This window comes from Microvirga terrae (assembly GCF_013307435.2).
In the GTDB taxonomy this organism is placed as follows: domain Bacteria; phylum Pseudomonadota; class Alphaproteobacteria; order Rhizobiales; family Beijerinckiaceae; genus Microvirga; species Microvirga terrae.
In genome coordinates this window covers 418129-445081 of record NZ_CP102846.1, presented here as the reverse complement: position 1 = coordinate 445081, position 26953 = coordinate 418129, and the positions used below count along the sequence as shown (strand labels likewise).

29 protein-coding genes and 1 pseudogene are annotated in these 26953 nt (G+C 60.9%); 15 read left to right on the top strand and 15 right to left on the bottom strand.

Annotated elements, in window-relative coordinates; genetic code table 11:
* Positions 1-15: 15 nt before the first annotated feature.
* From ftsH to HPT29_RS26630, 6 genes are all read right to left on the bottom strand, one after another.
* A complete protein-coding gene (gene ftsH / locus HPT29_RS26655) occupies positions 16-1926 on the bottom strand; it encodes an ATP-dependent zinc metalloprotease FtsH (protein ID WP_259060891.1) in 1911 nt (636 codons plus the stop codon).
* A 67-nt stretch (positions 1927-1993) separates the two neighbouring features.
* A complete protein-coding gene (locus HPT29_RS26650) occupies positions 1994-2392 on the bottom strand; it encodes a DUF4112 domain-containing protein (RefSeq protein ID WP_173945235.1) in 399 nt (132 codons plus the stop codon).
* 169 nt (positions 2393-2561) lie between these two features.
* A complete protein-coding gene (locus tag HPT29_RS26645; RefSeq protein ID WP_259060889.1) occupies positions 2562-2825 on the bottom strand; it encodes a hypothetical protein in 264 nt (87 codons plus the stop codon).
* A 491-nt stretch (positions 2826-3316) separates the two neighbouring features.
* The gene (locus HPT29_RS26640) at positions 3317-3697 is read right to left on the bottom strand and encodes a hypothetical protein (protein ID WP_173945233.1); all 381 of its coding nucleotides are present in this window, start codon (positions 3695-3697) and stop codon (positions 3317-3319) included.
* 210 nt (positions 3698-3907) lie between these two features.
* Positions 3908-4588, bottom strand: coding sequence for an ankyrin repeat domain-containing protein (locus HPT29_RS26635; protein ID WP_173945232.1), 681 nt, complete (start codon positions 4586-4588; stop codon positions 3908-3910).
* A 51-nt stretch (positions 4589-4639) separates the two neighbouring features.
* A complete protein-coding gene (locus HPT29_RS26630; RefSeq protein ID WP_173945231.1) occupies positions 4640-6034 on the bottom strand; it encodes an amidohydrolase family protein in 1395 nt (464 codons plus the stop codon).
* 253 nt (positions 6035-6287) lie between these two features.
* On the opposite strand from HPT29_RS26630, the gene HPT29_RS26625 reads away from it, so the two are divergent.
* Positions 6288-7166, top strand: a complete 879-nt coding sequence (locus HPT29_RS26625; protein ID WP_173945230.1) for a LysR family transcriptional regulator — start codon at positions 6288-6290, stop codon at positions 7164-7166.
* An 18-nt stretch (positions 7167-7184) separates the two neighbouring features.
* On the opposite strand, the gene HPT29_RS26620 is transcribed toward HPT29_RS26625, so the two are convergent.
* Positions 7185-7895 carry an IS6 family transposase gene (locus tag HPT29_RS26620; protein WP_173945229.1) on the bottom strand — a complete coding sequence of 237 codons (711 nt, stop codon included), beginning with the start codon at positions 7893-7895 and terminating at the stop codon, positions 7185-7187.
* Between the two features lie 217 nt (positions 7896-8112).
* On the opposite strand from HPT29_RS26620, the gene HPT29_RS26615 reads away from it, so the two are divergent.
* Positions 8113-8385, top strand: coding sequence for a hypothetical protein (locus HPT29_RS26615; protein WP_173945228.1), 273 nt, complete (start codon positions 8113-8115; stop codon positions 8383-8385).
* A gap of 203 nt (positions 8386-8588) precedes the next feature.
* On the opposite strand, the gene HPT29_RS26610 is transcribed toward HPT29_RS26615, so the two are convergent.
* Entirely contained in the window at positions 8589-8720 is a 132-nt protein-coding gene (locus HPT29_RS26610) for a hypothetical protein (RefSeq protein ID WP_259060886.1), read from the bottom strand.
* A 186-nt stretch (positions 8721-8906) separates the two neighbouring features.
* Here HPT29_RS26610 and HPT29_RS26605 point away from each other — a divergent pair, with 186 nt between their 5' ends.
* Both HPT29_RS26605 and HPT29_RS26600 read left to right on the top strand, forming a co-directional pair.
* Positions 8907-9647: an oxygen-binding di-iron domain-containing protein gene (locus HPT29_RS26605; RefSeq protein WP_173945227.1), complete on the top strand. Its 741-nt coding sequence runs from the start codon at positions 8907-8909 to the stop codon at positions 9645-9647.
* A gap of 177 nt (positions 9648-9824) precedes the next feature.
* Entirely contained in the window at positions 9825-10850 is a 1026-nt protein-coding gene (locus tag HPT29_RS26600) for a methyltransferase (RefSeq protein ID WP_173945226.1), read from the top strand.
* Between the two features lie 47 nt (positions 10851-10897).
* Here the strand turns inward: HPT29_RS26600 and HPT29_RS26595 are convergent, their stop codons facing one another.
* Positions 10898-11095, bottom strand: coding sequence for a hypothetical protein (locus tag HPT29_RS26595; RefSeq protein ID WP_210271888.1), 198 nt, complete (start codon positions 11093-11095; stop codon positions 10898-10900).
* 6 nt (positions 11096-11101) lie between these two features.
* Positions 11102-11287 carry a cupin domain-containing protein gene (locus HPT29_RS26590; protein ID WP_210271887.1) on the bottom strand — a complete coding sequence of 62 codons (186 nt, stop codon included), beginning with the start codon at positions 11285-11287 and terminating at the stop codon, positions 11102-11104.
* A 413-nt stretch (positions 11288-11700) separates the two neighbouring features.
* Here HPT29_RS26590 and HPT29_RS26585 point away from each other — a divergent pair, with 413 nt between their 5' ends.
* Positions 11701-13482: an adenylate/guanylate cyclase domain-containing protein gene (locus HPT29_RS26585; protein ID WP_173945225.1), complete on the top strand. Its 1782-nt coding sequence runs from the start codon at positions 11701-11703 to the stop codon at positions 13480-13482.
* A gap of 41 nt (positions 13483-13523) precedes the next feature.
* On the opposite strand, the pseudogene HPT29_RS26580 reads toward HPT29_RS26585, so the two are convergent.
* Positions 13524-14046 (bottom strand): annotated as a pseudogene (locus tag HPT29_RS26580) (pirin family protein); the annotation flags it as partial.
* 209 nt (positions 14047-14255) lie between these two features.
* Between HPT29_RS26580 and HPT29_RS26575 the strand changes: the two are divergent.
* A complete protein-coding gene (locus HPT29_RS26575) occupies positions 14256-14939 on the top strand; it encodes an HAD family hydrolase (protein WP_173945224.1) in 684 nt (227 codons plus the stop codon).
* Between the two features lie 91 nt (positions 14940-15030).
* Here HPT29_RS26575 and HPT29_RS26570 read toward each other — a convergent pair whose 3' ends face one another.
* Complete coding sequence (locus tag HPT29_RS26570) at positions 15031-16020, bottom strand: MBL fold metallo-hydrolase (protein ID WP_173945223.1); 990 nt, start codon at positions 16018-16020, stop codon at positions 15031-15033.
* Positions 16021-16235: 215 nt separating this feature from the next.
* Between HPT29_RS26570 and HPT29_RS26565 the strand changes: the two genes are divergently transcribed.
* Together HPT29_RS26565 and HPT29_RS26560 are read left to right on the top strand one after the other, a co-directional pair.
* Positions 16236-16568, top strand: a complete 333-nt coding sequence (locus HPT29_RS26565) for an MliC family protein (protein ID WP_173945222.1) — start codon at positions 16236-16238, stop codon at positions 16566-16568.
* A 193-nt stretch (positions 16569-16761) separates the two neighbouring features.
* Positions 16762-17460, top strand: a complete 699-nt coding sequence (locus HPT29_RS26560) for an IS6 family transposase (protein ID WP_259060880.1) — start codon at positions 16762-16764, stop codon at positions 17458-17460.
* 108 nt (positions 17461-17568) lie between these two features.
* Here HPT29_RS26560 and HPT29_RS26555 read toward each other — a convergent pair whose 3' ends face one another.
* The 3 genes from HPT29_RS26555 to HPT29_RS26545 all read right to left on the bottom strand — a co-directional run bounded on the left by HPT29_RS26555 (position 17569) and on the right by HPT29_RS26545 (position 20612).
* Positions 17569-18837: an App1 family protein phosphatidate phosphatase gene (locus HPT29_RS26555; protein WP_173945029.1), complete on the bottom strand. Its 1269-nt coding sequence runs from the start codon at positions 18835-18837 to the stop codon at positions 17569-17571.
* Between the two features lie 293 nt (positions 18838-19130).
* The gene (locus HPT29_RS26550; RefSeq protein WP_173945027.1) at positions 19131-19433 is read right to left on the bottom strand and encodes a LuxR C-terminal-related transcriptional regulator; all 303 of its coding nucleotides are present in this window, start codon (positions 19431-19433) and stop codon (positions 19131-19133) included.
* Between the two features lie 129 nt (positions 19434-19562).
* Positions 19563-20612: a helix-turn-helix domain-containing protein gene (locus HPT29_RS26545; protein WP_173945026.1), complete on the bottom strand. Its 1050-nt coding sequence runs from the start codon at positions 20610-20612 to the stop codon at positions 19563-19565.
* Positions 20613-21001: 389 nt separating this feature from the next.
* On the opposite strand from HPT29_RS26545, the gene HPT29_RS26540 reads away from it, so the two are divergent.
* The 7 genes from HPT29_RS26540 (at position 21002) to HPT29_RS29070 (ending at position 26667) form a co-directional block, all read left to right on the top strand.
* Positions 21002-21535, top strand: coding sequence for an IS630 family transposase (locus HPT29_RS26540; protein WP_259060875.1), 534 nt, complete (start codon positions 21002-21004; stop codon positions 21533-21535).
* Positions 21525-22067 carry an IS630 family transposase gene (locus tag HPT29_RS26535; protein WP_259060874.1) on the top strand — a complete coding sequence of 181 codons (543 nt, stop codon included), beginning with the start codon at positions 21525-21527 and terminating at the stop codon, positions 22065-22067. Before HPT29_RS26540 ends, HPT29_RS26535 begins: the two co-directional genes overlap by 11 nt.
* Positions 22068-22282: 215 nt before the next feature.
* Entirely contained in the window at positions 22283-22639 is a 357-nt protein-coding gene (locus HPT29_RS26530) for an ArsR/SmtB family transcription factor (protein WP_173945852.1), read from the top strand.
* The gene (locus HPT29_RS26525) at positions 22623-23126 is read left to right on the top strand and encodes an SRPBCC family protein (RefSeq protein WP_173945853.1); all 504 of its coding nucleotides are present in this window, start codon (positions 22623-22625) and stop codon (positions 23124-23126) included. The genes HPT29_RS26530 and HPT29_RS26525 overlap by 17 nt, the downstream gene beginning before the upstream one ends.
* Positions 23127-24119: 993 nt before the next feature.
* On the top strand, positions 24120-25535 hold the full coding sequence (locus HPT29_RS26520) for a PAS domain S-box protein (RefSeq protein WP_173945854.1): 1416 nt from the start codon (positions 24120-24122) through the stop codon (positions 25533-25535).
* Between the two features lie 557 nt (positions 25536-26092).
* Entirely contained in the window at positions 26093-26509 is a 417-nt protein-coding gene (locus HPT29_RS29075) for a phage integrase central domain-containing protein (protein ID WP_432807318.1), read from the top strand.
* The gene (locus tag HPT29_RS29070) at positions 26437-26667 is read left to right on the top strand and encodes a tyrosine-type recombinase/integrase (protein WP_432807317.1); all 231 of its coding nucleotides are present in this window, start codon (positions 26437-26439) and stop codon (positions 26665-26667) included. Before HPT29_RS29075 ends, HPT29_RS29070 begins: the two co-directional genes overlap by 73 nt.
* The last annotated feature ends 286 nt before the right edge of the window (positions 26668-26953 follow it).

Here is a 26953-nt window from a genome sequence, read left to right as displayed (position 1 = left end):
TATCGCTCTCCCGCATTATGCTGGTTTCGGTACGCCCGCTGCTCCGGCCGGCGGTACGGCCGGACGCGAGGTCCTGTGCTTCGCGGCACTTGTGCCCCCATCGTCCCGCACCGACGGCTGCCCGTCGAGCAGATTGCGGATCTCTTCGCCGGTCAGGGTCTCGTACTCGAGCAGGCCGCGGGCCAGGGCTTCGAGTTCGTGCGCCTTCTCGGTCAGGATGCGCCGGGCGTCGTTGAGCCCGTCTTCGACCAGGCGGCGGACCTCCGAGTCGATCTTCTGAGCCGTTGCCTCGGACACGTTCTGCTGGCGTCCCATCTGCATGCCGAGGAAGACCTCGTCCTGGTTCTCGCCGTAGGCAACCGTCCCAAGTTCGGGCGAGAAGCCCCAGCGGGTCACCATCATGCGGGCGAGGCGGGTTGCCTGCTCGATGTCGGACTGGGCGCCGGACGTGACCTTGTCCTTGCCGAAGATCATCTCCTCGGCGATGCGGCCGCCCATCATGATGGCGAGACGCGAGGTCATCTGCTCGTAGGACATGGACAGCTTGTCCCGCTCGGGGAGCTGCATGACCATGCCGAGCGCACGGCCGCGCGGGATGATGGTGGCCTTGTGCACCGGGTCGGTGGCCGGCACGTTCAGCGCCACGACGGCATGGCCGGCCTCGTGATAGGCGGTCAGGCGCTTCTCGTCGTCGGTCATGACGAGGGTGCGGCGCTCGGCGCCCATCATCACCTTGTCCTTGGCGTCCTCGAACTCGCGCATGGTGACGATGCGCTTGCCGCGGCGGGCGGCCAGCAGGGCCGCCTCGTTGACGAGGTTCATGAGATCGGCGCCCGAGAAGCCGGGGGTGCCGCGGGCGATGATCTTCAGGTCCACGTCGGGCGCCAGCGGCACCTTGCGGACATGGACGCGCAGGATCTTCTCGCGGCCGACCACGTCCGGGTTCGGGACGACGATCTGGCGGTCGAAGCGGCCCGGGCGCAGAAGCGCCGGGTCGAGCACGTCGGGGCGGTTGGTGGCCGCGATGATGATCACGCCCTCGTTGGCCTCGAATCCGTCCATCTCCACCAGGAGCTGGTTGAGGGTCTGCTCGCGCTCGTCGTTGCCGCCGCCGAGGCCGGCGCCGCGATGGCGGCCGACCGCGTCGATCTCGTCGATGAAGATGATGCAGGGGGCGTTCTTCTTCGCCTGCTCGAACATGTCGCGGACACGGGAGGCGCCGACGCCCACGAACATCTCGACGAAGTCGGAGCCCGAGATGGTGAAGAACGGCACGTTGGCCTCGCCCGCGACCGCCCGGGCGGTCAGGGTCTTACCGGTGCCGGGAGGGCCGACGAGCAGCACGCCGCGGGGGATCCGGCCGCCCAGGCGCTGGAACTTCTGCGGGTCGCGCAGGAACTCCACCACCTCCTGCAGGTCTTCCTTGGCCTCGTCGATGCCCGCCACGTCGTCGAAGGTGACGCGGCCATGCGCCTCGGTCAGGAGCTTCGCCTTGGACTTGCCGATGGACATCAGCCCGCCACCGCCCTGCTTGTTCATGGCGTTACGGGACATCCAGAGCACGAGACCGATCATCAGGGCAAAAGGCAGCAGTGACAGCAGCAGGCCGCCGAGCAGGCTCGGCTGCGGCGGCGGCTCGGCCTTGATGACGACACCCTTCTGCTGGAGTTGCGCGATCAGACCGGCGCCTTGCGGGACATAGGTCGTGACACGGCTGCCTGTCGAGCGTTCGGCAATGACTTCCTGCCCCTGGATGGTGGCCGAGCGGATCTCGCCCTGGTCGACGGCCGTAACAAAGGCGGAGTAGGGCAATTGTTCAGACTGAGGTGCCGACGTGTTCTGGAAGTAGAAAAGCGACAGCAAGGTCACAGCCGCAGCCACTATCGCAAGATTGCGGAAGTTTGGCGCAGCATTCGGGTTGTTCATTGCAATGCTTTCTGAACGATAGTGAGGCAGGTTGATGCGCACCCGTCAGGTGTGCGTGTCATCGCTGTTAGCGGTTTGGTACTGGATGCGCCTTGTCCAAGTGATAGCGTAGCAGATCCATGTTCCGCAGGTTCGAACGGTAGAACACGTCGCCGACCCAACCCACGAGCGGGATGGCACTGATCACGAAGTCGACACCGACATTGCCCACCATGCGCAGGAGCGTCGACATGGGCACCCCCAGGCGGCGCGCTTCCCAGATCAGATAAGCCGACATGCCTTTCGATGTGAGTGTGCCGACGCCCGGGATCAGGTTCAGCAGCGCATCGGCGCCGAAGCGGATGTTGGTTCCTGGCACGCGAACCGCGCTGTCGAGGAGCCGCGCGAGCGCGTCGAGGCGTGCGCGGGTTTCGGCCACACGGAGCGATGTGTCGGTGAAAGGGGAGGTATATGAGTAAGACGTCACAGTCTTCTCCCAGATGCGGAGCCGTTCTAATGCTCCTCAGGTGAGAGAGTCCGACATCGCAGCCTGACGAAGACTGCCAGAGGGGCCCGGACCCCGGTAAAGATAACGTGGGGGTGGAAAGCCCTGGATTCAAGTTCGGGCTACCAGCCTTGGAGCCTGGGATAGATTATCATTCGCGGAGGCCTATGACCGTGTAATCGGCATCGATGACACTACCCTTCGACCGCTGCTGCGCTTGGCGCAGCCTGCGGCAGAGGAAAAAGGACAATGCGATGCCGCCGGCGATCATCAGAGGCAGGACAACAAACAATCCAACGAGCGTGATGGCGAGAAGAGCCAGCGCAGCCGTAATCAACACGGCAAATCGGAGCATCGTGCTCCATGCCCAGCCTATGCCAGCCCTGTTGGAGTGCGACGCGTCGACTATTCGCATGATTGTCCCCGTTGCAACGCAACGCTGCCCGAGCGGCTTTCGATTAGTTTCACGTCTGGTATACGAAGCAACTCAGTAGTTTAATCCGGCTCACTGTACAGAAAGGTAGCATCCAGCCTGATGCGACTGGGAATTGTGCGTTAAGCTGAAGCGTGTGACTACCGAGGGGTACGGGCGAAACTGTCAGAGGGCCTCTGAGTGCTTTGGAGGACCGGCGAAGGTTCCATGATCTTTGTTCAGCGCAATTTGTTTGTAGCCGCAGAGTCAAAATATCCCAACCCGTAGATATGAAGTATCATACCAAATGCTATGAGTCTTCCATCCATCCCAGCTGCAGCGGACACTTTATGGCGAGTTGTTGCTAAGCGGCAGCTCGGACTACTCTCAGAACAACGATCACGGCGATCCATGCTCGCTGCTCATCTTCATCGGGAACGCAACGGGTCAACTGATGCAGTTACGTTTTGTACGATGTAAAAGCTCGTTTGACTTTATTCGACAGCGATCACCTTGAGAGCCCGCCTGACAGCGACACGGGCTGCCTCAACGTGACCGGCGGCCAGCAGTTCGTCGACAATTCTGAGCGCCATGACAGCATCGGGCCGCTGGGCCGCGTCCGAAAGGAGTGCAGTCGCGCCGTAGGCCCCTGCAGGGTTGGCAAGATCGTCGCTCTGGCCCGTCAGATACGACGGGCTACACTTGAGCACGGTAGCCAAGCTCGCCACCGCATCCTCACCTGGATGTTGGGAGCGACCGGTAATGATGTCCTGAATGAATCCCGCCTCCAGACCCGCTTCGAGAGAGGCGCGACGCCATGAGATCTTGAGCGCAGAAACCCGTTCTCCGATGCGCTCTTTGAGGATCGCGTTCACACTGGGCTCCTTGGGGGCAGACGTGACAAAAAGGCGGGAGGCGGTCCATCGACGCTCTTCCCACCTCCCTTTTGGCTTTAGCTATCGTTGACCGAGCATGGTTAATAGAAGACTAATCCGCTGGCTGATGAGGTCTCCATAACGTCAACGGACCTTATCAATCATAGACAGTCCACTAATATTTCAATTCGATCAGCCGGCGAGGGTGGCTCACATCGCTCCCGCCGCGACAAGGATCGCTTCGATCTCCCTGTAGCCGCCGCGACTGCGCACGTGCTGCAGCGGCTTTATGCCATCTCGATCCGCCAAGTTGATGTCGGCACCTGCCTTCACCAAAAGGTCGACGATCTGCTGATGACATTCGCCCCCGTCACCCAGAATGATGGCCTCCAGCAAAGCCGTCCACCCGAGATTGTTGACGTGGTCCAGATCGACGCCCGCCTCGATCAAAGTGCGGACAGTGTCGACATGGCCACGCTCCGCGACTGGGATGAGAGCAGTGCCGCCATAGCGATTGGTGCTCTTGAGATCCGCGCCGTGCGCGAGTGTCATCTTCAGGATCTCGAGATAACCCCGCGCCGCGGCATCGAGATAGGGGCTGTCATTGATCCGATCCTTTGCATTGACATTGGCACCGGCCTCAATCAGCACCCTCGCAACCTCGATCCTGTTGCCGTGGGTTGCGATGAGCAACGCCGTGCGTCCGGCTTCATCTCTCGCATCGATGTCGGCGCCGCGGGACAGAAGGGTTCGAATCTGTGCCGCATCGACATCGTTGTCTGTGACAGCGTCCAATACGTCTTTCCCGCTCGTTAATTGTCCAACGGCTGTCATCGAATGGCCCATTATGCCGAGTGCCGCAAGTATCGAGATGGCGAGACTTCTTCGCATAATCCGAACTCCTTGCAGGAGCAGTGAGCGTCTCGGCCGAAGGTTGTTACCTCAGGCACGCTCAACAGCACCGTAGACTAAACGTCCCTTGTGGAACGTTGCCCGCCGCGGTGCGCGCCGTGCGACGGCCTCGGCCGAACAGCTAGCATCAACCAGAACGAACTCAGCCGTGTCACCTGTTTTCGGCCAAGCTACGTTCCCATCATCGCTCAGCGGAAGCACATCGCCGGTGGCGATCGCAAGGGCGCGCGACAGACGGAACTCGTCGCTTCCACCGTAGAGCTGGGCGCACAGGTTGGCCTTCTCCAGCATGTCACCGCTACCGAACGGTGACCAATGATCGATCACGCTGTCCGTGCCGGTCATGATCTTGACACCCCTGGCACGCAGCTGCGGCAGCGGCATTGTCCTCTGTCCAATCGGCACTGTCGACACCACGGTTACGCCCTGTGTGGCCATGCGCCCAGCCATCTCGTTCAGCTCCTCGGGGCGCAGAGTGGAGAGAGCGAAGGCGTGGCTGAGCGTCAGCCTGTTACGCAGCGCCGGGGTCTTCTCGATGGTTGCGATCATGTAGTTAAGAGCCGCCACACCGGCTGGGTTGGCTTCATGAATATGGATGTCGACGCCTTTATTGTGGTCGATCGCGATCTGGAACATCGCATCCAGTGATGCTTCCATGGCACCGTCGACATTGGTGGGATCCAAGCCGCCAACGTAGTGCACGCCCATGCTCATCGCTTCACGCATCAGCCCATCCACCTTGGAGTGCAACAGGCCGTGCTGCGGGAAGGCGACGATCTCGCATTCAAAGCTGTCACGATAATTCGCCAGCGCAAGCTGCAGATGCTCCAGGCTTTTCAATCCGCTCACTGGATCGATGTTGCAGTGACTGCGCGCTATCGAGCTGCCTTGCGAGAGGAGGAGGTCAATCAGCTTTTCCGCACGCGTCTGCGAGGTCGGCAGCAGCTTCGGAAGAAGCACTTCCTCCCGCGCAATCATGTCCATGATGGTCTTGCCTTGACGGGGAAGGGGAGCCTGCCACGGGCCGCCATAGAAGGTCTTGTCCAGGTGGATGTGCATGTCGCGGAACGCAGGCAGAAGCAGCTTACCCTGCGCCTTGTAGCGCGGCAGGGCTGCGTCCAGTGCGGCACCCGCATCGTGCACCGCTTTGATGCGACCATCCTGGATTTCCAGCGTATGAATTCCGGTCCGGGTGCCGACCACCACCTCACCCTCGTGCTCGAAGCCTTCCTCGAGGCGCACGTCACTCAAATAGTAGTGACTGTCGGTAACAGCGGTGATGTGCTGACGGGACTGATCCGTACTGGCGGTAGCATCGGCGGCCCCGCTCTGCGTGCCGCTCAAGCCTAGTATTGCGGACGCGGTTGCCAGCCCGCCGGAATGACGAAGGAAGGCTCTACGGCTTTGGTGATTTGCACTTTGCACGGGTCGCTCCTGTGTGCCTATCGCTGAGGTGTAATGGGCGGCACTTGGGCCTATGTCAGCTGCCGGTTTCGGCTTGGCCGTTATAAGGCTGTCGATCGTCGCACCGCCCACGAGGAGATCCGCTCACACCGCCAAGCACTCCTTACTGCAATGTCGGGAGAATAGTGCCAGCTTACTCCATCTGGAAATTAAATGTTCAGATGGAGATTATTGGTTTATTGAATAGTGATTGCAGTGATCCAGCGAGTCGCTGATGCTCGACCCACGCCTGCTGCGGACCTTTATCGCAATCACCGAAGCCGGAGGCTTTACCCGGGCAGCTGAGCGCCTGCACATGACCCAGTCGACCTTAAGTCAGCAGCTCGCCCGGCTCGAGGAAGCCGTTGGGCAGACCTTGGTGGATCGGGACGCACGCCCCATTCGCCCCTCCGCCGCAGGCGAACGCCTCCTTGGATATGCCCGTCGGATCATGGCGCTCCAGAGCGAGGCGACGGCGGCACTGGGCAATCCGGCCGGCACAACGCCCATTCATATCGGGCTTCCGGAAGATGTCTTCAGCCGTCCCATGGCCCGACTTTTCGGCGAGTTCTCCAAGCGCCACCAAGAGATCCGTCTCGACGTCAGCGCCGGGCTGAGCCGCGACTTGACCCGGCGCTACCGTGGCGGCGAGTTCGACATCGTTGTCGTCAAGGAGCCGGCACCCAGCAACGATTGCCGGGCAAGCTTCCCCGAAGCCACAGGCTGGTTCGAGAGCAAGGATGCTCCTGATGCTTGGCCGGACCCTGTCCCCCTCGTAACCTTCCCTCTTGGTGGCCTGTACCGTGAGACCATGTTCGACCGCATCGAGCGTGAGCGCCGCCATTGGTACATCGCCTTTTCTGGCAGCAGCCTCAACAACGTGCTCGTCGCCGTCGAGGGCGGCCTTGGCATAACGCTTCTCCCGGTTGCCGCGACGCTCGGGCGCCACGTCAGGCCTTATGCGCAATTCGGCGAAGAGGCCCCGATCATGGTTTCCATCTATGCCTGGGAGAGCACCGGCTTCATCGCGGAATTGGTACAACAGATCGGCGTTGCCTTGTCGGAACGGTACTGTCAACTTGGCGCGAAGTCGGCGCAGCTGGCGCCGACATAGCCATCATGTCAGCCCAAATCAGCCGACGAGGGCAGTACCAGTCGCATCGCGCCACGTAGTGAAGGCGCGATCCCGCGCAGTCCGGTACTCACTGGCGGAAAGACGGTGACGGCGGAGCTGGAAATGATTGTGGATCGGGGTGTGGGTGGCGAGAAACTGCTGAGCCTGCCGGACTGACTTGAACCGCCGCATGTGGCGCTCCGGCCGTCGGGTGGATTGGTGCGAGACCTCACAGCGGTTGTTCAGGTATCGGCTCCGACGGTGTTCGACGCCCGGCAGGATCTCACGTTTTGCTGCCCCATAGGATCCGAGTTTATCCGTCACGATCACTCGTGGCACGTAGCACAAGCCCTTCAGCAGCTTGCGGAAGAACCGCATGGCCGCCTTCTTGTTGCGGCGGCTCTGGACCAGCACGTCGAGCACATTGCCGTGCTGATCAACGGCTCGCCAGAGGTAGTGCAGCTTGCCGCGGATGCGCACGAACACCTCATCCAAGAACCATTTGTCGTCGGGCTTCGGTCGGCGCCGCTTGAGACTGTTGGCGTAGGTCCGCCCGAAGCGCAGGCTCCACTCGCGGATCGTCTCGTAGCTGACCACGACCCCTCGCGCCGCGAGGATCAGCTCAACCTCCCGCAAACTCAGGCTGAAGCAGTGATACAACCAGACGGCCTGATTGATGATCTCGGCCGGGAAGCGGTAGCCGCGGTAAGGACTGGACGTTGTGCTCATGTCCGAGACCCTGCCATAGGCCCCGGATCTTGCCAACTTGACAGTACCCAATTGCGCCAGTTCCTCTGGACCGGATCAAGCGCTTGAACTGACGGTCGGATCCTGCACCAGACGGCCGTTCTCGGACGAGATCCCAAGGACTCCTCTTCGGTGGTGCGAGCGGGCCTGTCGATTGCATTGGCAGGATCCAACATGATCCCGGCCAGGAGGATTGGCCATGACTTTCCAGATTGATCCGCTGATTGCCCTGGGTGTTGTCCTGGCGACCGCGACGACCGATGCGGCCTACGTGTTCTTCAACGCAGCCGTGATAGCCCGGCATCGAGTCAGAGCAGCGAACTGGAGCGCCATCTGGTACCTGCTCTCGGCGTTCGCGGTGATCAGCTATACTGAGCAGGCGGTCTACGTCGCCTTCGCAGCCCTTGGCTCCTGGATTGGCGCCTTCGCCTCAGTGACCTGGCTGGCGCGGATTCCGCGAATGAAAGCCTGATCGGATGAGCCAGCCACCCAGCGATCTGCGTATTTGAGATCGCCATCCTGGGCCAGTGCCCCAGCCGGCAGGGCATAGCGCGAGGCGGGAACATGCCGGGCCTGAGCGATGCCATCAGGCCAGCGATGCAATAATCGCGACTGGCAGGCGCGGCTTCGGTGAACCCCAAACATAGGGCTTGGGCCTGCTCAAGCTGTACGGGCTTACAAGGGCATGGTGGCGACGTAGATGGCCAGCATCAGCAGGACGCACACGCCCGCGGATCCAGCCAGCCATGGGGCAAGCCGATTACGGAAATGCTCTTCCAGACGACGTTGGTGCTTGCGACGGGACATCTTCTCCTCCCGATGGAATAGCGCAAGGTGACGTGTCAGCCGGATCATACCCTGTTGCGGCCGATGCCACGACCCGAAACTGGCCGAGCCGAAAGGTGCCTGGAACCGATAGGAATTGCCGCATTTCCGGACGGAATGCCGGATCTAATCCCTGCTGGCGCTGAGGGCAGACCTGGGAGCAGTCCGATGGAAACCCGCATTGATGAGATCGGTGACCGCATCTACCGCCTCTCGACCTACGTGCCCGACATCGTGCCGCCAGCCGGCTTCACCTTCAATCAGTTCCTCATCCTCGGCGACGAGCCGATGCTCTTCCACGCCGGCTTCCGGCGCATGTTCCCGCTGGTGTCGGAAGCGGTGTCCCGGCTCATGCCGGTGGAGGGTCTGCGCTGGATCACCTTCGGCCACTACGAGGCCGACGAGTGCGGCGCCATGAACGAATGGCTGGCTGTCGCCCCCAACTCTCAGGTCGCACACGGAATGACAGGCTGCCTCGTGTCGTTGAACGACATGGCCGATCGGCCGCCGCGGGTGCTGTCGAATGGCGAGGTGATCGACATCGGTGGCAAGCAGATCCGCTACATTGACACACCCCATGTGCCGCACGGCTGGGATGCCGGAGTAATCTACGAGGAGACAACCAGAACGCTGTTCTGTGGTGATCTCTTCACGCATCTCGGCAACGGTCCCGCAGTCACCAAGAGCGACATCGTGGGTCCGGCACTCGCGGCGGAAGACATCTTCTACGACACGAGCCTTGGCCCGAGCATTGCGCCGACGGTTCGCCGACTGGCGGATCTGGCCCCACGCACCCTGGCCCTGATGCACGGTTCTTCGTATGTCGGAGATAACATTGCGGCGTTGCACGATCTGGCCAGTGCCTACGATCGGCGCCTGCGGGCCACCATGGCCGACATCCCGGCTTGATGCGTCCGCCAGCGAGGTAACACCTGATTGCAGTCGTATCCTGCTGGCGCTGCTGCATCATCGTGGTGCTCAGGTGCGGTGTCGATCCGCTCTCCGCCTCCCGGGAAATCCAGGTCGCTTCCGGAGGAAGCCTTGTTCGTCACTCACCGCAAACGCCTCTAGCGGAGGAACCATGCCATGACACAAACAATCGCTCTCTCTCCCGAGACGATCCTCCAGCTTGGCAGCGCCTTCTGGGCCTCCAAGACGCTGCTCAGTGCTGTGGAGCTAGGGCTTTTCACGAAGCTCGCCGAGAATGGACCGATGGATGTGGCAGAGGTCCAAGACGCCTTGGGTTTGCACGAGCGCAGCACCCGCGACTTTCTGGACGCGCTGGTGGCGCTGGGCCTGCTCCAGCGGGGCCCAGACGGACGCTACACGAACACACCCGAAACTGACCTCTACCTCGACCGCCACAAACCCTCGTATGTCGGCGGCATTCTCGAGATGATGAACGGGCGGCTCTACCGGTTCTGGGGCAATCTCACCGAGGCGCTCAGAACCGGACTGCCGCAGAACGAAACCCGGCACGGGGAGCCCGACCTGTTCGCCGCGGTCTATGCGGAGCCCGCCCGCTTGGAGCTCTTCCTGGGTGCGATGACCGGCTTAAGCCTGCCAACCGCCCGTGCGATCGCAGGCGCTTTCCCCTGGAGCGAAGTTCGCACCTTTGCCGACATTGGCTGCGCTCAAGGCGGCCTGACCGTGGAGATTGCCCGCGCTCACCCTCACTTGAGGGGCATCGGCTTCGATCTGGCTGCTGTGCAGCCGGTGTTTGAGCGGTATGTGGCCCAGCAGGGTCTCGATGGACGCTTAACCTTCCAGACTGGCGACTTCTTCAAAGATCCGCTTCCGGGTGTCGATGTGCTGGTGATGGGCCACATCCTCCACGACTGGAGCCTCGAGGAAAAGAAGCTCCTTCTCCGGAAAGCCCACGAGGCACTGCGCAGCGACGGGGCGCTCATCGTTTACGACGCCATGATCGACGACGCACGGCGCGAGAATGCGTTCGGCCTGCTGATGAGCCTGAACATGCTGATCGAGACCCCGGCCGGCTTCGACTACACCGGTGCGGACTGTCGCACCTGGATGGAGGAGGCCGGCTTCCAGGACGTGCGGATCCAGCCACTGCAGGGCCCCTACTCGGCGGCCATCGGGCGGAAGTAGGGGCACACGAGGAGCCGCGGGCCGGCTTGTGATCAATCCACAGCCCATCACACGGTCGGGTCCCAAACCCCGTCGACGGCAACTGCCTCCTCGTCACCCGGCCACGGCGGCATGGTGGTTCCCACCGCCTCCAGGGGTTCGGGCGAAAGCGAGCGAAACTGGAAGTGGGCTCCAACCGGGACCGTGATGGCGACCCCAAGCTCGACATCGACGATCTCTTCCCGGTCATGCCAGCGGCGCCACATCTGCCCCTAGCCGGAGACGAAGTACCAGACCTCCTCGACGCTCCGGTGTGTCATGGCTTTCGAGACCGCCTGCAGCGGCAGCGTGAAATGCGCCAGGCTGCCCCGGCTCGTGCTGCACAGGACCCGCACCTCGGACCCATCGGGAGCGAGCGCATCCGGAAGCGTGCCGAGCCGGCGGGTCGCAAATGACATGGGCCATCCTCCTGCACCCGATGAATGGAGGTTACCACATCGGATTGGGCGACGTGCTGTGATGCTCCAGGGAATATAAGAAAATCAGAGCAATAATGTTGCGCGTGACCTGGGTCTCATTGCCCTGTCGTTGATGGACTTGATCATAGCCCAGCGAAGGAGAATCTCTCACTGGCTGCCCCAAGGATCATCCTTATGCTCGCTGAATTGCGAACGTCTCTTCCAGCATGACCCAGCCGCGCAGCTTCTGCATTGTTGCGTTCCCGCAACGAACTTTGAGAGCAGTGGCGGTGGATCGTGGCACATCCAGAAGCTTGGCTTTCATACCTGAAGCGTTGCCGCAATAATGCCTCTGGACGAAGCGTGCTGACCGAAGCACCATTGCTCCTCGACAGCTGTATCCCGGGGGTGAGATGACCAGTCCAAGCGGTCAGAAGGTGCAGAGGCGCCTCGCAGCAATTCTCGCGGCTGACATAGCAGGCTTCTCCGCTCTCATGGGCCAAGATGAGGAAGGCACCCTCGCCAGGATCAAGAAACTTCGTCAGAAGGTCATTGAGCCGACGGTGAGGGATCATCAGGGGCGCGTGGTAAAAACAACCGGCGACGGCTTCCTGGTTGAGTTCTCAAGTCCTGTGGAGGCGGTTCGTTGTGCTGTGGAAGTTCAGGCGGCTCTCGCTTCTGAGGCCGCCGATGGTGGTGCTCCGGCCCTTCAACTCCGCATCGGCATCAATCTCGGAGACATCATCATCGAAAGCGATGGCGATATCTACGGTGATGGAGTGAATGTGGCAGCACGCCTGGAGCATCTGGCTGAGCCCGGGGGCCTTTGCGTCTCTGGCAAAGTCTACGACGAGGTCAGAGATAAACTGCCGTACTCTTTTGAGGATCAGGGTGAGCAACAGGTCAAGAACATAGCACGAGCTGTGAGGATCTTCAGGCTCTCGGCCGTGACTAACGTGACTAAGATGGCGCCATTGCCTGGAGCGATCTCAGGCCGGCCGCTCACACTGCCAGACCAGCCATCCATCGCGGTATTGCCCTTCAACAACATGAGCGGCGATCCACAGCAGGAATTCTTCGCGGATGGGATGGCCGAGGACATCATTACCGCACTTTCGCGTCTGCGCTGGCTGCTCGTTATCTCGCGCAACTCCACCTTCGTCTACAAGGGCAAGGCAATCGACGTCCGTCAGGTCGCCCGCGAGCTTGGTGTCCGATATATCCTTGAAGGCAGTGTAAGAGCGTCTGGCAGTCGCATTCGCATCACAGGGCAGCTCATCGATGCCGCAAACGGAAAGCATATTTGGGCAGAGCGCTACGACAGGCTGCTGGAAGATGTCTTCGCCGTCCAGGATGAGATCACCGGGAATGTTGTAGCTGCAATCGAACCTCATCTCTATGCCGAGGAGGGTTACAGAGCCCAGAACAAGCCGCCTGAAAGTGTCAATACCTGGGGCCTGGTCGTGTCAGCCCTCACCTTGATCAACAAGGCTCAAAGCAAATCGAACGAAGAGGCGCAGATCCTTCTTCGACGCGCCATCACTCGTGAGCCGAGTTATGCGAGAGCTTACGCTATTCTCAGTTGGGCAGTATGGTGGGAAACCTTCTGCTACTGGCGTCCAAGGGAGGAAGGCTTTCGGGAGATGACCGATCTTGCCAAGCGTGCTTTAGCCATTGATCCGAGCGAGCCTTGGGCCATGATGAGCTATGGCTTCAGCTTGAGCACGATGGGTCACCACGATCGCGCTTTGGAGCAGATGAAGGGGGCTCTCGAGATCAATCCGAGCTGGGCGCTTGGACGAACCATGTATGGCGTGGCCCTTCTCAGGGCTGGCTCCTTTGCCGAGGCAGTCAACGAGACAGGAAAGGCCGTACGGATGAGTCCGTTGGATACGTTTGCCGGGATCTACGTGGCATTCCATGGCCTGACCCTGCTCGGAGACCGCCGCTTCTCGGAAGCTCTGTCTTTCCTGCGCCGTTCGGTCGTGGCTTTCCCGGAATTCCCGGGACATCACAACGCGCTGATCAGCTGCTGTGGGCATCTAGGCCTTGTCGAGGAGGCACAGGCACATATCCAGCAACGTAACCAGATTGGCCCCCCAATCACCGTAAGTCGCCTCCGCGCGAATCTGGGGGCTTATGCTCACTGCGAGCTGTTTATTGAAGGTTTGAAAAAGGCTGGAGTGCCGGAATGACGATAGAATCTACCGGGCTCTGTCGCGCTGACCTGTCAAGCCACAGGATGTAGTGCCCTGACCGGGTTGGTCAGTCCAAAGGCCCGTCCGGCAATCAGCCGAGCCGTGACACCAGGCTCACCGAATACCCGGAGGTCCTCCGCGCCATGATGGATGAAGTCCGGCTCCATTTCCTTCTGGGCATCCGGCAGAGCCACCCAGGCTTGGATGCCGTGCACCCGCCCGCCGCTCTGCCGGATGGGGCCGTCGAACCGCTCGGAGTGGCTGATGCCGCTGCCGGCCGTCATCCAGTTCACGGCGCCGGGCCGGATGGCCTGCTGCGCCCCCGTGCTGTCCCAGTGCATGATCTCGCCATTGAACAGGTAGGTGACGGTTGAGAGGCCGATGTGGGGGCGCGGGCGCATGTCGGTCGTCCGAGGTACATGGGGCGGCAGATCTACGGGGCCCATATGGTCGAAGAAGATAACCGGCCCCGACCATGCGCCGCCGCATGAACGGCAGCACCCGACCAACCTCGAAGCCGCCGAGATCCTTGCGCCTTGCGCCAATCACCAGATCCAGCATCAGACCCTCCACGCCAGGCCTAAACTGCAGCCGCGTCGGGATGGTTGGCCCTCAGGAGGACTAAAATGTGGCCTGAAGACGCGACGGGATCATTGAAACGAATAGGTGAGCGCCCATACCTCTTGACCTGACGCTTGGAGCTGTTTGGGTCCAGCCACGAGACGGCCCATGCGTCTTCCTCAATCCAGGGCTACGATGGAGCTGATCCTATGACGAACGATCACCCACACGGGACCAGGCCAGGACAGCATCCGTTTCGTGCCGTGCTGTGGGATATCGATGGCACCCTGCTCCTGAGCGAGGACATGCACTTTCGTGCCCTTCGCCATGCCCTGGCAACCGAGGGGGTGGAGGTGCCCGATGAGTTTCATCATGAGATCGTCGGCCAGGCCGCGAAGGTCGTCTACGAGAAGTGCCGGCAGACCTTCGGCTTGTCGATGAGCTTCGATCAGTGGCGCCGGCTCAAATACAGCTACTACACCGCCCATGCAGCAGAGATCGCAGCGCGTCCCGGCGCACCGGAGGCCTGGCGGTTGTTCGAGCAGGCGGGGCTCCGACAGGCCCTTGTGTCGAATTCCGACCGGATCGTGGTGAACGCTAATATCCGGGTACTCGGCTTGGAAACGCCCGGGTTCGTTTCGGTATCGATCAATGACGTGGTGCGCGGCAAGCCCGACCCTGAGCCTTATGAGCGGGCGGCGACGCTTCTCGGGCTTAAGCCGCAGCAGTGTATTGCCATCGAAGACAGTCCGACCGGAGCCCAGGCCGCCCTTAAGGCTGGAACCCACATTATCGCTTGGCCGGAGGATCTGACACTGGAGTTCCCGCCACGAATCCAGCCGATCACGGATTTGGAACCGGCGCTCAAGGACCTTCTCCGATATTCGGCTTGAACGGGACTGCACACGATGATCCCGGCGGGCACGCACGGGTGAAGCGATGGTCTGCCCCTGCGTGGCGCTGAGGCGATGCAAGTTCATCACCTTACTGGAAGTGGTAAAGCGTACCCTGTTCCGGGATCATGAACTGAACACCGAGATCGTTGCCAGCCTCCAGCTCTTGGCGGATCGCCTCCTGAGGCTGCTCAATGGTCAATGAGTATTTGATGTGGCTCACGACAACCGGCAGTCCTTTCAGGGCATTGCCCCCCGCCTTCTGATCCAGAGCCCGAAGCGTCTTGTGGACCCATTTCGGCGTCAGATGTCCGAACAGGAGATTGTCGGGCCGGTCGCTGGTGTACGACGCTTCCAGAATGATGGCCTTCAGTATCCGCTGCCTGACCTTGTCGGCGGTCGCCGTCCAGATCTCCTGCATGTTGGAAGCCTTCTGGACCTCGTCAGGGCCTGTATCGCCAAAGCACAGGACGGCGTCGTCTCCACTTTCGATGAGGAAGGCAGTGGATTCGGCTCCCCCATGGTTGAGCGGGAAGGCCGTGACGGTCATCCTGGTTCCGGTCAGCTCTTTGGCCTCCCCAGGCTTTAGATCCTCGAGGCGATACTTCTTCAGCTGCGGCGGCTGGCCACGGTCGAGCATGTTGGGCCAAGCCTTCCAGTTAAAGTAGGTCTGTTCAATCTCCGCACTCACCGATGGCAGGCCATAGATGGTCTTGTTGCTGTCATCGGGTGAAGCGATCACCAGCCCCTGCACGTGGTCGAGGTGAGCATGGCTGATCAGGTAGCCTTTGATCTCGCTTTTCAACACGTGCCCGATGACGCTGTCGCTCGAACCGTCAGGCACTTTGACGTCTCTGAAGACGCCCTTGTCCTGAGCGACCTTCAACCCGTTGATCAGACTGCCGGCATCACAGGCGATGGCGTTGCGGTCCCCGTGTGGCCGAATGAGGTAGGAACTGAGATTGCCGTCTTGAATGCCGCCCAAAGCGCCGAGAACAATCACATCGAAGCCTTGCCCCGACAGGGCAATAGTAGGCATCAGGAACATTGACATTGAAACAAGTGATACGATTAGCCTCATGAAGGTTCCGCCACTTTCAGATGGACGTTCACATGGGTAATGCTGGCACAGGCATGGGATGAAAGCCAACCGTCATCCTTGCGCTATTGCCACCTAAATGGACAAGGCTGACAGGAACAGGATGTACTCGAATGCTTTCAACAGGGCAGTTCGGCATGGTAAAACTGCATCAATGTGGCGTTGCTGATGGCGGGTGGTAAAGAAGGGAAAGTTTTATGAATCGTTCGATCCCTCTCGTCGGCTGGGCTCTATCGACCGCGCTGTTTTTGGTAGGCACCGCCCATGGAGCGGTGGCCCAAGGTCATAAACCTGTTCATTACACCTGTGCCGATGGCACAAAGCTTCAGGCCATGTTCTCTCCCCCAAGCACCGCACCGGGATCAGTGAAGCTCGTCTATGCCGGATCCTCAGCTGAGACGACGCTCCCGCAGGCTCTGTCTGCGGACGGAGGCCGGTATATGCAGGGCGAGGTCGAGTTCTGGATCAAAGGGAAGGGGGCCACTCTGACCCGAGCGGGTAAAGCGACAACATGCAGAGCCAGCAGTTAGGCTATGCCTACCGAGCAGCCTGCTGAAGGTCTAAGAGTGCGCAGTGAGCGGACCTTTACAAACCCACGCTTGAAGGCTGCCTCGGACACACTGGAGACTTCCTGCAGAGCGGGATCATCGGCTCAGAGGCTCCGTCGCAAACCGTTCAGTAACTCGGTTCTGTCTATCCCTCCGGCAAGCTCCGGAGGTTTAGATGTTCAAAGGCCGTCATTTCGATCGCTCAGTGATCCTGCTCTGCGTCCGGTGGTATCTGGCCTACAATCTCAGCCTTCGAAACTTGGAAGAGATGATGGCCGAGCGTGGCATCACTGTCGATCACGCGACCATCCATCGCTGGACCGTGCATTACGCGCCACTGCTGCTGGAGCGCTTCAACCAGCGGAAGCGCGCCGTCACGGGGAGGTGGCACATCGATGAAACCTATATCAAGGTCCGAGGACGGTGGATGTACTTGTACCGGGCCATCGACAGCAACGAGGACACGGTGGAGTTCTGGTTCAGCGAACGGCGAAACCCCACAGCCGCCAAGCGGTTCCTGCGCAAGGCGCTGAAGCGGCATGGCCGACCCGAGCGGATCGTCATCGATGGCAGCCCGACCAACAAAGAAGCGATCCTGTTGTGTGATGCAGAGAGCCGCCTGCAGGATTGCTCAAGGCGCCGGCTCAACCCGATCCGCATCCGGCAGAGCCGCTACTTGAATAACCGGATTGAGCAGGATCATCGCGCAATCAAGCGCCGGGTCCGACCCATGCTCGGGTTCCAATCCGCGGCCACGGCCCGTGTGATCCTTGGCGGCATCGAGACGGTGCACATGATGCGCAAGCAGCAGGCGAAGTATGCCTACAATCGGCAGCTATCACTCTCAGAGCAGTTTGACATGCTCGCCGCATGAGCGTGTCATGAAGACCTGCTTCTCTCCCGCCCCTGCTCCGGATTTGCGGCGGAACCCTCCACCGTCGACCGTTCCCGATGCACCTGGTTCTGGAAGGTCCCTGCCACGTCAAGCCTTGTCGAGGGGCCGGCGCGTCTCCGGCTCGACGACGACGCTGGGCGGCACGGCCTCCGATCCCGTCTCGACCAGACGCTGCAGGTCACCCCGCGACACGGCATCAGCGGTTGCGGCTGGAGTGCGGCGCTGAATCCCATAGGTCACCGGCGGCCGCACCGTATCGGCGGTGGCCGCTTTCTCATCCTGGACCTCGGAGAGCGCCGTTGGAGCAATCAGGCCAAGGCCAACCGCGTGCTCGGCCATCGCCAGGCTGTCGGCCGCCAGGACGAGGCTGCTGCCTGCCCCCGCTACCACCTTGGCGAGATCCTCGATCTCCCTGATCCTCTTGGGATCCCGGGAGACATTGCGGATGTAGACCGCCAGCACCCGGCCGGGATGCTCGTCAACGATCTGGCGGTAGATCTCAGGATCATGCTGCCCGCTGTCGCCGATCAGCACGAAAGGCAGATCACGGTAGAGCGCCAGCATGTTGTGGATCAGCTCACGCTTGTGGTCCTCGGCCTTGCGGGGCAGCGGGCTGGTCCACGAGACACCCCATTCGCGCAGGAACAGGATTGGGCCAACGGGAATTCCATGCCGGTCAAAGAATTCCTCCAATACCTCATAGATGCCCCAAGGCGCCCGTGAGACATAGAGCATGGGGTTCTGCTGATGGCCTGAGGTGCCGGCGTGCAGGGCCCGGTACAAGGCGCCGACCCCAGGAAAAGCCACTCGGCTCTTGGCATCTTCGACGAACAGGCGCCAGAGCATCCTGAGCTTGTTGGCGACCCCGGTGTACATGACGGTGTCATCGATGTCACTGATGACCACGTACCGGCAGCTGGCCGGCGGGATGAAGATCTGCGCTTGCGCCTGAACTGTCTGGGGCTGCTCCAGAGCTAGATCCATCGTGTGCCACAAACGATCATCTGGTAGCGACAGGGCAGGGGAGAGATGAACCCGAAAATAGCCATCCTGGTCGGTGGTGAAGGGTACCTCCGCGCCGTAGAACCGGGCTGTCCCGGCGGCATTGGGAACGGCGCGGCGGGCGATGCGTCGGCCGATATCGCGCAGATCAGCGAGGAGGGGGGCTCGTCGGGTCTCTGAGGAAGGTTTCGACTGGCGGAACACCCGGCCGATCAGGAACACCTCAGTGGGGGAACCATACCCACGGTAGGGCTGGAGGACCACCCCGCTCTCGCCTTGCGCCTCACGCACAGGCCGAGCGATGAGGCCCGAGATTCGGGTAAGTGCCCTCAACCAGGGTTTCGCCGTGCCCATGCCGCTCATGGCGTTCGCTTTGTTCCTCTGTCTTGTCTCCCAATGAGGCAGAGCCCGGGAAAGATCCTTGGTCGGGCATGTGCGCTGAGGAACAGCCGCCTTTGGATCGCTTGGGCTCAGGCAGGGAAGAACGTCTGCAACGCGACCGCGAGCCGACCTTCACACGGTCGCGCTTAAAGACCCAAATCGACCCGTTGCAGGCATTCATAATGTTTGATCGTTGGTCAGCAGGCCGCGAAGCGAAATCATTGAAGTGTCGTCCTGCGGTGTATCTCAGTTGCGTCTCGATCAACTTACTTGCTCACGGGCCGATCTGATGGCGACCGGGCTGTTCTCGTCTTCAACTTGCGCAGAACGGACTTGATGTGCTCCTTGACGGCAGCCTCGTCGATCTTCAACAGATCCGCAACGGCAGACGGGTTTTGGCCGGTCGCCAGATGCGTGATGATCTCGGTTTCCCTCGGCGACATGCCTGGGGAGGCAGGGCGTCGGTTCTCGTTCGCCGCCTCCGGCTGGGAGAACCGGGATGGACTGTACACGGCTTCGATGATGCTGCCGGATGGTTCCCTCCGGCGCCGAATGATCTTTGCGGTCATCGCGGCTGCCCCCTTGCAACGGATTAACCCTGCAAGCTGTTTAGCGGATCGGGCGGGGAAATACTTTGCAGTTTGCCTCAAGCTTTGCGCCGTTTATCTCACGCGCAGGATCAAAGGAGGTAGGACCCATCAGACCCGAAGATATTGGATCCACTCGGCCAGAATTGGCTGGCCAGATCCATTCGAGCCAGGCCGAAGATGCTTGATTGTCCGATGAGCCGAGGCGCCCTCAGCCCGCGCCTCCCGGGGCGACATATCGAACATTCCGCGGAACGTCCGGCTGAAGGCGGTTTCGTTGTTGAAGCCCCACGAGTAGGCGATATCCGCAATGGAGCGATGAGCATGGGCTGATGACGTGATCTCGCTGAAGCAGCGGAGCATCCGCCGTGCCCGGATGAACGCCGCCAATCCACCCAATGGCTCGAACATTCGGCCGAGTGTGGCCCTTGACAGGCGGAACTCGCGGCCGATGCTGTCCACCGTCAGCAATGGATCTGCCAGATTGTTGTCGATATAGCGCTTGATCGTCAGGATCAGTGCAGCGCGTTTGGCGATCGTTGTTGTCTCATGAGCGTCGGCCGCAGGGCCGAAACAGGCAGCGACAAGGCTAGCCGTCGCATTAGAGATACGAGCTCCATCCTCTGAACTGAGAGAGCCTGCCGCCTGATAGACGGTGCTCAGATAGGTGGCGAGCAGGTGGCCGAGAGAGGACTGACCTGAGAGCACAAGGCCATGCAGTCCGTCGGGATTCCTCACCAGAGGCTCCAATACCGATCGCGGGACCACGAGACTGAGGTTCTGAAAGGTCTCCGCCCGGGTATGCATTGTCCGGGACAGATCAAGGATGCTGAGGTCGCCAGGATGGACATGGACCGTTCGGCCCTCTGCATCTCCCGCGTAGCCGCCTACGGGATAAAGCTGCACGAGGTAATGATCGACACCGCTGCGCGCGATCGTCACCGGGGAGCGGCGGAACTCTTGCCCACTCGCTGCCACGCTTCCAAGGAGCAGCGGACCAAAGTGGTAACTGTCGATTTTGACCTGGAACGATGCGACGGCTTGTGTATCTGCGACCGCTACGTCAAACAGGGGCGAGACAATGTTGCGCCATATCCAGTATGCCTCCTCCGGCGCGGACACCAGGGATCCCTCGAAAGAAAAAGACGGCAGAATTGGCATAGATCGGAAGGCACCCCAGAGCTCGTTCTCATTCAGGGAAGAGCCTGGGGGAAGTCTAACGGAGCACTACTGAAAGTCGAGATCTTACCAAATTCAAGATGAACATCTTGTTACTTCGCCGCCTAACCTTTGCGCTCCCTCGGAAATATGTGGGAGGCCCGGAGCTGCCACTAACCGTTTGTTCTTCCCTTGCTTCGCTTTTCCAGATTAAGAAATGGCACCTGAGACAGATCCCCCAAGTGACCCAGCCTTCGCTGCGCCCTTGAGCCTTCTAAAGTCACAGATCAAACGTCGCCTAATACCCATCCAGAGAATTGCTGACCCGGATTTGCATTGATGTGGCTGGCATGATTCCCTGATGGCAGGGGGCGCAATTGCAGGAGACCACCATGGCCGGGCTCCCGATCCGTCAGGACTACCCTCCATCGGATTTGCGCCAGCGCGCCGCTCGCGAGAAGGACACCCGGGCCAGCCTGCGGCTGTTGGCGATCGCCAATGCGCTCGAGGGCATGACCCGAACGGAGGCCGCCCGGCTGGCCGGCATGGAGCGCCAGGCCCTGCACGATGCCATCCAGCGCTTCAATGCCGAGGGACCGGACGGTCTGCAGGACCGGCCCCGCTCCGGGCGCCCGGAGCAACTCAGCCCTGGGCAGCAGGCCGCCCTCAAGGCCCACATCCTGCACGGACCGGAGCCCGAGCGCGATGGGGTCAGCGCTTGGCGTCTGGTCGACCTGTGCGAGCATGTCGAACAAACCTATGGGGTCCGCTACAGCCAGTGGGGGCTCTCGTGCCTGCTCAAGCGGCTGAACCTGTCGCGGCAGAAGACCCGGCCCTCGCACCCGAAGGGCAGTCCGGCCGCACAAGCGGCGTTCAAAAAAGGAACTCCCGTCACGGCTGCAGGTCCTCGCAGCGATGCACCCTGAGGCGCGTCTTCAGCTCTGGTGCCAGGACGAGGCGCGCTTTGGCCAGAAGGGCCGGACCACGCGCGTCTGGTATGAGCGTGGCGTGCGTCCGCCCGGTGTGGTCGATCAGCGCTTCGAGAGCTTGTATCTGTTTGCCGCCTGTCGGCCCGGCACCGACGAGACCTTCGCGCTGGCTCTGCCGCGGGTGAATGCCGACGCGATGACGATCTTTCTGGAGCACTTCGCGCAGCAGCTCGAGCCCGGTGTGCACGCGGTGCTCGTGCTCGATCAGGCCGGTTGGCACGACGCCCGGGCCTTGCATGTGCCGGACACCATCACCCTTTTGCCGCTGCCGCCAGCATCACCCCAGCTGAACCCTGTGGAACGCGTCTGGCTCTACCCGCGCGAGCGCTATCTCTCGCACCGCGTGCTCGACGACTATGACGCGGTGCTGGAGGCCGTCTGCCGGGCCTGGAACCGGCTCCTCAACGAGACAGGCCGTCTCACAAGCCTGACGGCCTACCCGTACCTCATTGCGTCAGAAATTCCCTGACCGGGTATAATGGCACTACTCGGATGCAGACCCAAATTCTGCTCTCTCCAGGAACACCGGATTTCCCTGGAGACCGAGGAATCGGCAGAGGTTGACCCGCAGCAGACGATTTTCTTTGCCGCCGTCGCGGTGCATGACCTCGAATGACCGGTCTACGGCAGGGAAAGTTCGGGACGCTTGCGCTTTCTGCGCAAGCAGGTTAGAAACTGAACGATATGGTTCAGTATCTCAATCCACATCTCGATCTCTCGTTTGCGGCGCTGTCCGATGCGACACGCCGCGGGATCATCGATCAGCTTGGGCGAGCGGACGCGTCGATCACCAGTCTGGCGGAAACGTTCCAGATGACGCTGACCGGCATGAAGAAACACGTCCAGGTTCTCGAGCGGGCGGGGCTCGTCGTCACGCAGAAGGTCGGACGGGTGAGAACCTGCAAGCTCGGGACAAACGGCCTCAAGGCGGAGGCCGAGTGGATCGAGGCGCACCGCAAGCTCTTTGAGGCCCGCTTCGAAGCATTGGACGACATCATCAGCGAACTGAAACAGGAGGGAAGCGGTGAACCGGCAAGCTAGCAGCGTAGGTGGTGCCCAAAACCGCACGTCAGTCGAGCGCCGATGGGATCGCGAACTCGTCATCACGCGGATATTCGATGCGCCGCCGATCACGGTTTACAGGACGTGGAGCCAGCCGGAGCTGTTCCAGCGCTGGTGGATGCCAAAGTCGGTATCCGGCGTTTCGCTTCTATCATGCACGATGGACGTTCGTACCGGCGGCAAGTATCGGCTGGAATTCGGCACCGGCGGTTCGGACACCATGGCCTTCTACGGCAAGTATCTCGAGGTGGTACCGAACGAGCGCATCGTCTGGACCAACGACGAGGACGAAGAGGGCGCGGTCACGACCGTGACCTTCGAGGACCACGGCGGGAAGACGTTGCTGACTTTCCACGAAGTCTATCCATCCAAGGAGGCACTCGAGGAAGCACTACAGGGCTCGGCGGCAGCATTGCCGGAGCAGTTGGAGCAGCTCGACGCATTGCTTTCTGGCATAAGCGAATAGTGCGGGTTGGGAAAGCCGCCTCGGGGGAACTCTGCTCGTGGCACTACTGCGACGCAAGGCCTTGGTCAGCTTTGGTTGGTCAGAGCTGATGTTCATTGAGCGCCCGGAATGTGAATCTTTGACCTAGAGGAGACCTTAGAAAGATCTTGGTTTCCAGCTAGCTTAGACTCTCGTGAGCCGGTTCTTGCACCTTAGAAGCTCCTTGCTGGCGCATGCCAGCAAAGCTCTTACGCATCCGGTAATGCCGATTGCGGCGATAGCGTCTGTAACTCCTCACTGATAACGGGAATGTCTGCGGGGGCGGTGTTCTGCGCCCTCTTGGCGACCCAGTGATCCTTTCAAGCCTGGTGTCGCTTTGCCCCTAAAGGCGAGATGAGGAACTCAACAGAATCAATGGCGATCCTTCGCCGCTAAATGTGAGATTTTGCCTTTGAAATCGAGATTTTCCCCCTAAAAGTGAGACAGCGTTTACAGGGGTGTGGCTGGCTGCGATGGAGATGGAACGGGACCTGACAGAGTTCGCCAAGCTCGCCTTGCTCCGAACCGATCACAAGGAAGCCCGTTTGCTCGCCACCGTCGATCGTATCGCGTGCCAGAGACAGCACCGCGTTCACACGCAGGGATCAAAGAGCAGCGAACAAACCTACTCGGCATCTCGCCTTTAAGGGCAAAGAATGTCGCTTTTCGATACCCACCGCAACGAATCTCAAAGTTAAAGGCAAAGTGACAGCGGCCTTCATAGGCAGGATGAGGGCAGGGGAAGAGCAGAACGTCGGAGGGAGAGCAACCGCCACCTTCCCGTGCCTGGCAGGGCGGAATGCGCTGGTGCCAGCGACGGTTGGCCCAGGGGTTCCATAGCAAGCTCGGCGTTGAGATCCTTCGGAAGGCATGCTTCCCCCATGAACGGAGGGAACAAGTTGCGGGCCTCGGTGAACGGAACCGGGCCTGTGCCCGTTGTCCTGCATCCAAGCCACGCTCTTGGAGGGCACAGCCATGCCTCCCAAGTCAGAGCAGAACGGGATCCCAGCCATTCCCTCAGCTCAGGGCATTCTCGATGCTCTGGCTGCCCCTATCGCGGTTCTCGACCAGAGTGGAACGATTGTCGCCACCAACCGGGCGTGGCAGGACTTCGGCCAAGCCAATCAGGCCGGTGACAGCTCGCATATCGGCATCAACTACCTCGAGGTGTGCGCGCGTGCGACGGGAGGCGACGCTCCCTGCGCGAAAGCGGCGGCGGTTGGCATCCGATCGGCCCTGTCCGGCGACAGTACTTTCGTCCTGGAGTACCCGTGCCACTCCCCCGATGAGCAGAGGTGGTTCCAGCTTCGGGTGTCCCGCCTGAAGCATATGGGAGCCAACTATGCAGTTGTGATCCACCATGACATCACGGAACGGATCCTGATTGAGCAGGAAAAGCAGGCCTATCTCGCCAAGGCCCAGTGGCTCCAGGAGCAACTCAAGGTCTTGGCCGAGGCGAGAGCTCAGTGGCACCAGGAGCAGCTCAAGGCCCTGACGGCAGCGTCGGCTCGGATTGCGGCGGTCGGCACGCCTGAGGCGACCTTGCAGGAGATCGTGGATCAGGCTCGTGGGATCATCGGAGCGCATTGGGCTGCCGTTCAGACCGTCTCCTATGGCCTGTGGCCTCATACCTCGGCGGCCCTGTCGCTCTCCGAAGAGTGCCTCCAAGGGTCCGCTTTGGCGATCAGCATGGCCGCAGCCGCCATCGCCACGCAAGTCATTCGGTCCGGCGTACCGGTGCGGCTTGCAACCTGGGCATGGCCACCAGATCCAGACCCACATGGTGGGCAGGAGCCTCCAGCATTGCCTGGGCCGCTCGTGGGTATGCTGGCCGTGCCGCTCGTCGGGCCTCAGGGCGGCGGCAGGATGGGAGCGGTCATGCTGTCCGGCAAAGTCAGCGGAGAGTTTACACCCGACGATGAGGCCCTGCTCACTCAGCTAGGTCAGATTGCGTCCGTCGCGCTTGAAAGCGCTGCCCAGGTCCACGCTATGCGGAATGCCAAGGAACGGCTCCTGGCCACGCAGGAGCATGCCGGCGTTGGCATCGGCGAGACAGACCTGACCGGGCGGCTTGTCATGGTCAATGCCAGGTTCTGTACGCTGACCGGCTACTCGCGCAGCGAGTTGCTGACCCGGAGCATCTTCGATCTGACCGCTCCGGAAAATTCGACAGATGAGCAGGCTTTGTATCAGCAGCATGTGGCCGGTGAACGGAAGGCCTATGCGCTCGAGCAGAGTTATGTTCGACAGGATGGTTCCGTGACACGGTTTGCCGTCACAGCAAATGCGGTGTTCGACGAGCAAGGGCAATTTCGCTACAGCGTGCGCGTGATCCAGCCCCTCGACCAGCCCACCACGCTTCGCCTTGTGCCTGCCAATGACACGCCGTAAACACACGGACTGTGGCGCAGGTCATCCGCCAGGCACTGGGTGCGCCAACTCGGAGGCTGCGTTGCAAACCGCATTGCTCAAACAAATTCAGGCCAATTTTTAGAATGAAGCTGACAACCCTGTCATACAGGCTCGTGTCATGGAGAGCCCCTCAACTTGATGTCGTGGCCGCTCGGCTCACGGACAAGGACAGGCACGGATGTACTGCCGGTCCTGTTGCCGCACCACCCTGCTTTCCGGCTCCCCGAAGCCCATGCCAAGAAAGCTTTGGATCGGCTGACGTTGAGCCGATTGCCGAAAGGAGAACATAGGACCTCATGAGGATCGCTCCTCTGTGGGAAGGACATCAAAACCCAAGCCGTACAGGAGGCGACCTGCGGAATACAGGTTCAATCGTGAAGCTGGTTCAAATCTTGATTTAACTCTGGACAGTAGGTCTTCGGGAACCAAGACGGGCCCGCCTCCCACGAGCGTGTAGCTCATCCCATAAATCCGCTGCGGCCGTAGTCCACTCGCAAAAAGGAACTTCGATCGACGAGTTCCAACGTTCGGGGGAAATGGCTGATGAGGTTATTGCATCGCTTGAGAGTGGCTGGCGTAACCCGAAGCACCGGGACCAGTGGCGCACGACGCTCCAAACTTACTGCGACCCGATGCGAGGGGTGCCCGTCGATCAGGTCACGACCGACCACGTCCTCAGCGTCCTGAAGCCATTCTGGTCTAAAGTGCCTGAAACTGCCTCACGCTTATGGGGCCGGATCGAGAAGATGCTGGATGCTGCCAAAGCGAGAGGACACCGTTGGGGTGAGAACCCAGCTCGGTGGAGGGGCACCTGGATCACCTGCTTTCAGCCCGTCAGAAGCTCACCCGCGGTCACCACAAGGCCCCCCCTTACGATCAGGTGCCGGCACTGGTCCAGAGGCTCCGCAGGACTGGCTCCATCAGTGCCTTGTGCCTTGAGTTCACAATCTTGACAGCCGCAAGGAGCGGGGAGGCGGTGGATGCCCGTTGGGACGAACTTGAGCTGGAGCGTGGGATCTGGACTGTTCCACCCGCTCGAATGAAGGCCGGACGGGAGCATCGGGTGCCTCTGCCAGCACGCGCAAAGATCATCCTTGATGAACTGGCTTGATGAACTGGGTCGGAGTAGAGCGGGTTCGCTCGTCTTTCCAGGGACGAAAGTGGATCGACCTCTCTCGACTATGGCTCTGGAAATGGTGCTCCGGCGCATGAAGATTAATGCAACAGTCCACGGCTTCCGCAGCGCCTTCCGGGATTGGGCCGCCGAGCAGATAAGTGCGCCTCGTGAAGTGGCTGAGGCAGCCCTTGCACACGTGCTGGAGAACAGAGTTGAGGCCGCTTACCGTCGGTCAGACCTGTTCGAAAAGTGACGCCTTCTAATGGAGCAGTAGGCACAG

Excerpts from the sequence above, each read along its gene's own strand:
- ftsH (WP_259060891.1), bottom strand. The coding sequence starts at position 1,926 with ATGAACAACCCGAATGCTGCGCCAAACTTCCGCAATCTTGCGATAGTG.
- HPT29_RS26645 (WP_259060889.1), bottom strand. The coding sequence starts at position 2,825 with ATGCGAATAGTCGACGCGTCGCACTCCAACAGGGCTGGCATAGGCTGG.
- HPT29_RS26635 (WP_173945232.1), bottom strand. The coding sequence starts at position 4,588 with ATGCGAAGAAGTCTCGCCATCTCGATACTTGCGGCACTCGGCATAATG.
- HPT29_RS26625 (WP_173945230.1), top strand. The coding sequence starts at position 6,288 with ATGCTCGACCCACGCCTGCTGCGGACCTTTATCGCAATCACCGAAGCC.
- HPT29_RS26620 (WP_173945229.1), bottom strand. The coding sequence starts at position 7,895 with ATGAGCACAACGTCCAGTCCTTACCGCGGCTACCGCTTCCCGGCCGAG.
- HPT29_RS26615 (WP_173945228.1), top strand. The coding sequence starts at position 8,113 with ATGACTTTCCAGATTGATCCGCTGATTGCCCTGGGTGTTGTCCTGGCG.
- HPT29_RS26610 (WP_259060886.1), bottom strand. The coding sequence starts at position 8,720 with ATGTCCCGTCGCAAGCACCAACGTCGTCTGGAAGAGCATTTCCGTAAT.
- HPT29_RS26605 (WP_173945227.1), top strand. The coding sequence starts at position 8,907 with ATGGAAACCCGCATTGATGAGATCGGTGACCGCATCTACCGCCTCTCG.
- HPT29_RS26600 (WP_173945226.1), top strand. The coding sequence starts at position 9,825 with ATGACACAAACAATCGCTCTCTCTCCCGAGACGATCCTCCAGCTTGGC.
- HPT29_RS26595 (WP_210271888.1), bottom strand. The coding sequence starts at position 11,095 with ATGTGGCGCCGCTGGCATGACCGGGAAGAGATCGTCGATGTCGAGCTT.
- HPT29_RS26590 (WP_210271887.1), bottom strand. The coding sequence starts at position 11,287 with ATGTCATTTGCGACCCGCCGGCTCGGCACGCTTCCGGATGCGCTCGCT.
- HPT29_RS26585 (WP_173945225.1), top strand. The coding sequence starts at position 11,701 with ATGACCAGTCCAAGCGGTCAGAAGGTGCAGAGGCGCCTCGCAGCAATT.
- HPT29_RS26575 (WP_173945224.1), top strand. The coding sequence starts at position 14,256 with ATGACGAACGATCACCCACACGGGACCAGGCCAGGACAGCATCCGTTT.
- HPT29_RS26570 (WP_173945223.1), bottom strand. The coding sequence starts at position 16,020 with ATGAGGCTAATCGTATCACTTGTTTCAATGTCAATGTTCCTGATGCCT.
- HPT29_RS26565 (WP_173945222.1), top strand. The coding sequence starts at position 16,236 with ATGAATCGTTCGATCCCTCTCGTCGGCTGGGCTCTATCGACCGCGCTG.
- HPT29_RS26560 (WP_259060880.1), top strand. The coding sequence starts at position 16,762 with ATGTTCAAAGGCCGTCATTTCGATCGCTCAGTGATCCTGCTCTGCGTC.
- HPT29_RS26555 (WP_173945029.1), bottom strand. The coding sequence starts at position 18,837 with ATGGGCACGGCGAAACCCTGGTTGAGGGCACTTACCCGAATCTCGGGC.
- HPT29_RS26550 (WP_173945027.1), bottom strand. The coding sequence starts at position 19,433 with ATGACCGCAAAGATCATTCGGCGCCGGAGGGAACCATCCGGCAGCATC.
- HPT29_RS26545 (WP_173945026.1), bottom strand. The coding sequence starts at position 20,612 with ATGCCAATTCTGCCGTCTTTTTCTTTCGAGGGATCCCTGGTGTCCGCG.
- HPT29_RS26540 (WP_259060875.1), top strand. The coding sequence starts at position 21,002 with ATGGCCGGGCTCCCGATCCGTCAGGACTACCCTCCATCGGATTTGCGC.
- HPT29_RS26535 (WP_259060874.1), top strand. The coding sequence starts at position 21,525 with ATGCACCCTGAGGCGCGTCTTCAGCTCTGGTGCCAGGACGAGGCGCGC.
- HPT29_RS26530 (WP_173945852.1), top strand. The coding sequence starts at position 22,283 with ATGGTTCAGTATCTCAATCCACATCTCGATCTCTCGTTTGCGGCGCTG.
- HPT29_RS26520 (WP_173945854.1), top strand. The coding sequence starts at position 24,120 with ATGCCTCCCAAGTCAGAGCAGAACGGGATCCCAGCCATTCCCTCAGCT.
- HPT29_RS29075 (WP_432807318.1), top strand. The coding sequence starts at position 26,093 with ATGGCTGATGAGGTTATTGCATCGCTTGAGAGTGGCTGGCGTAACCCG.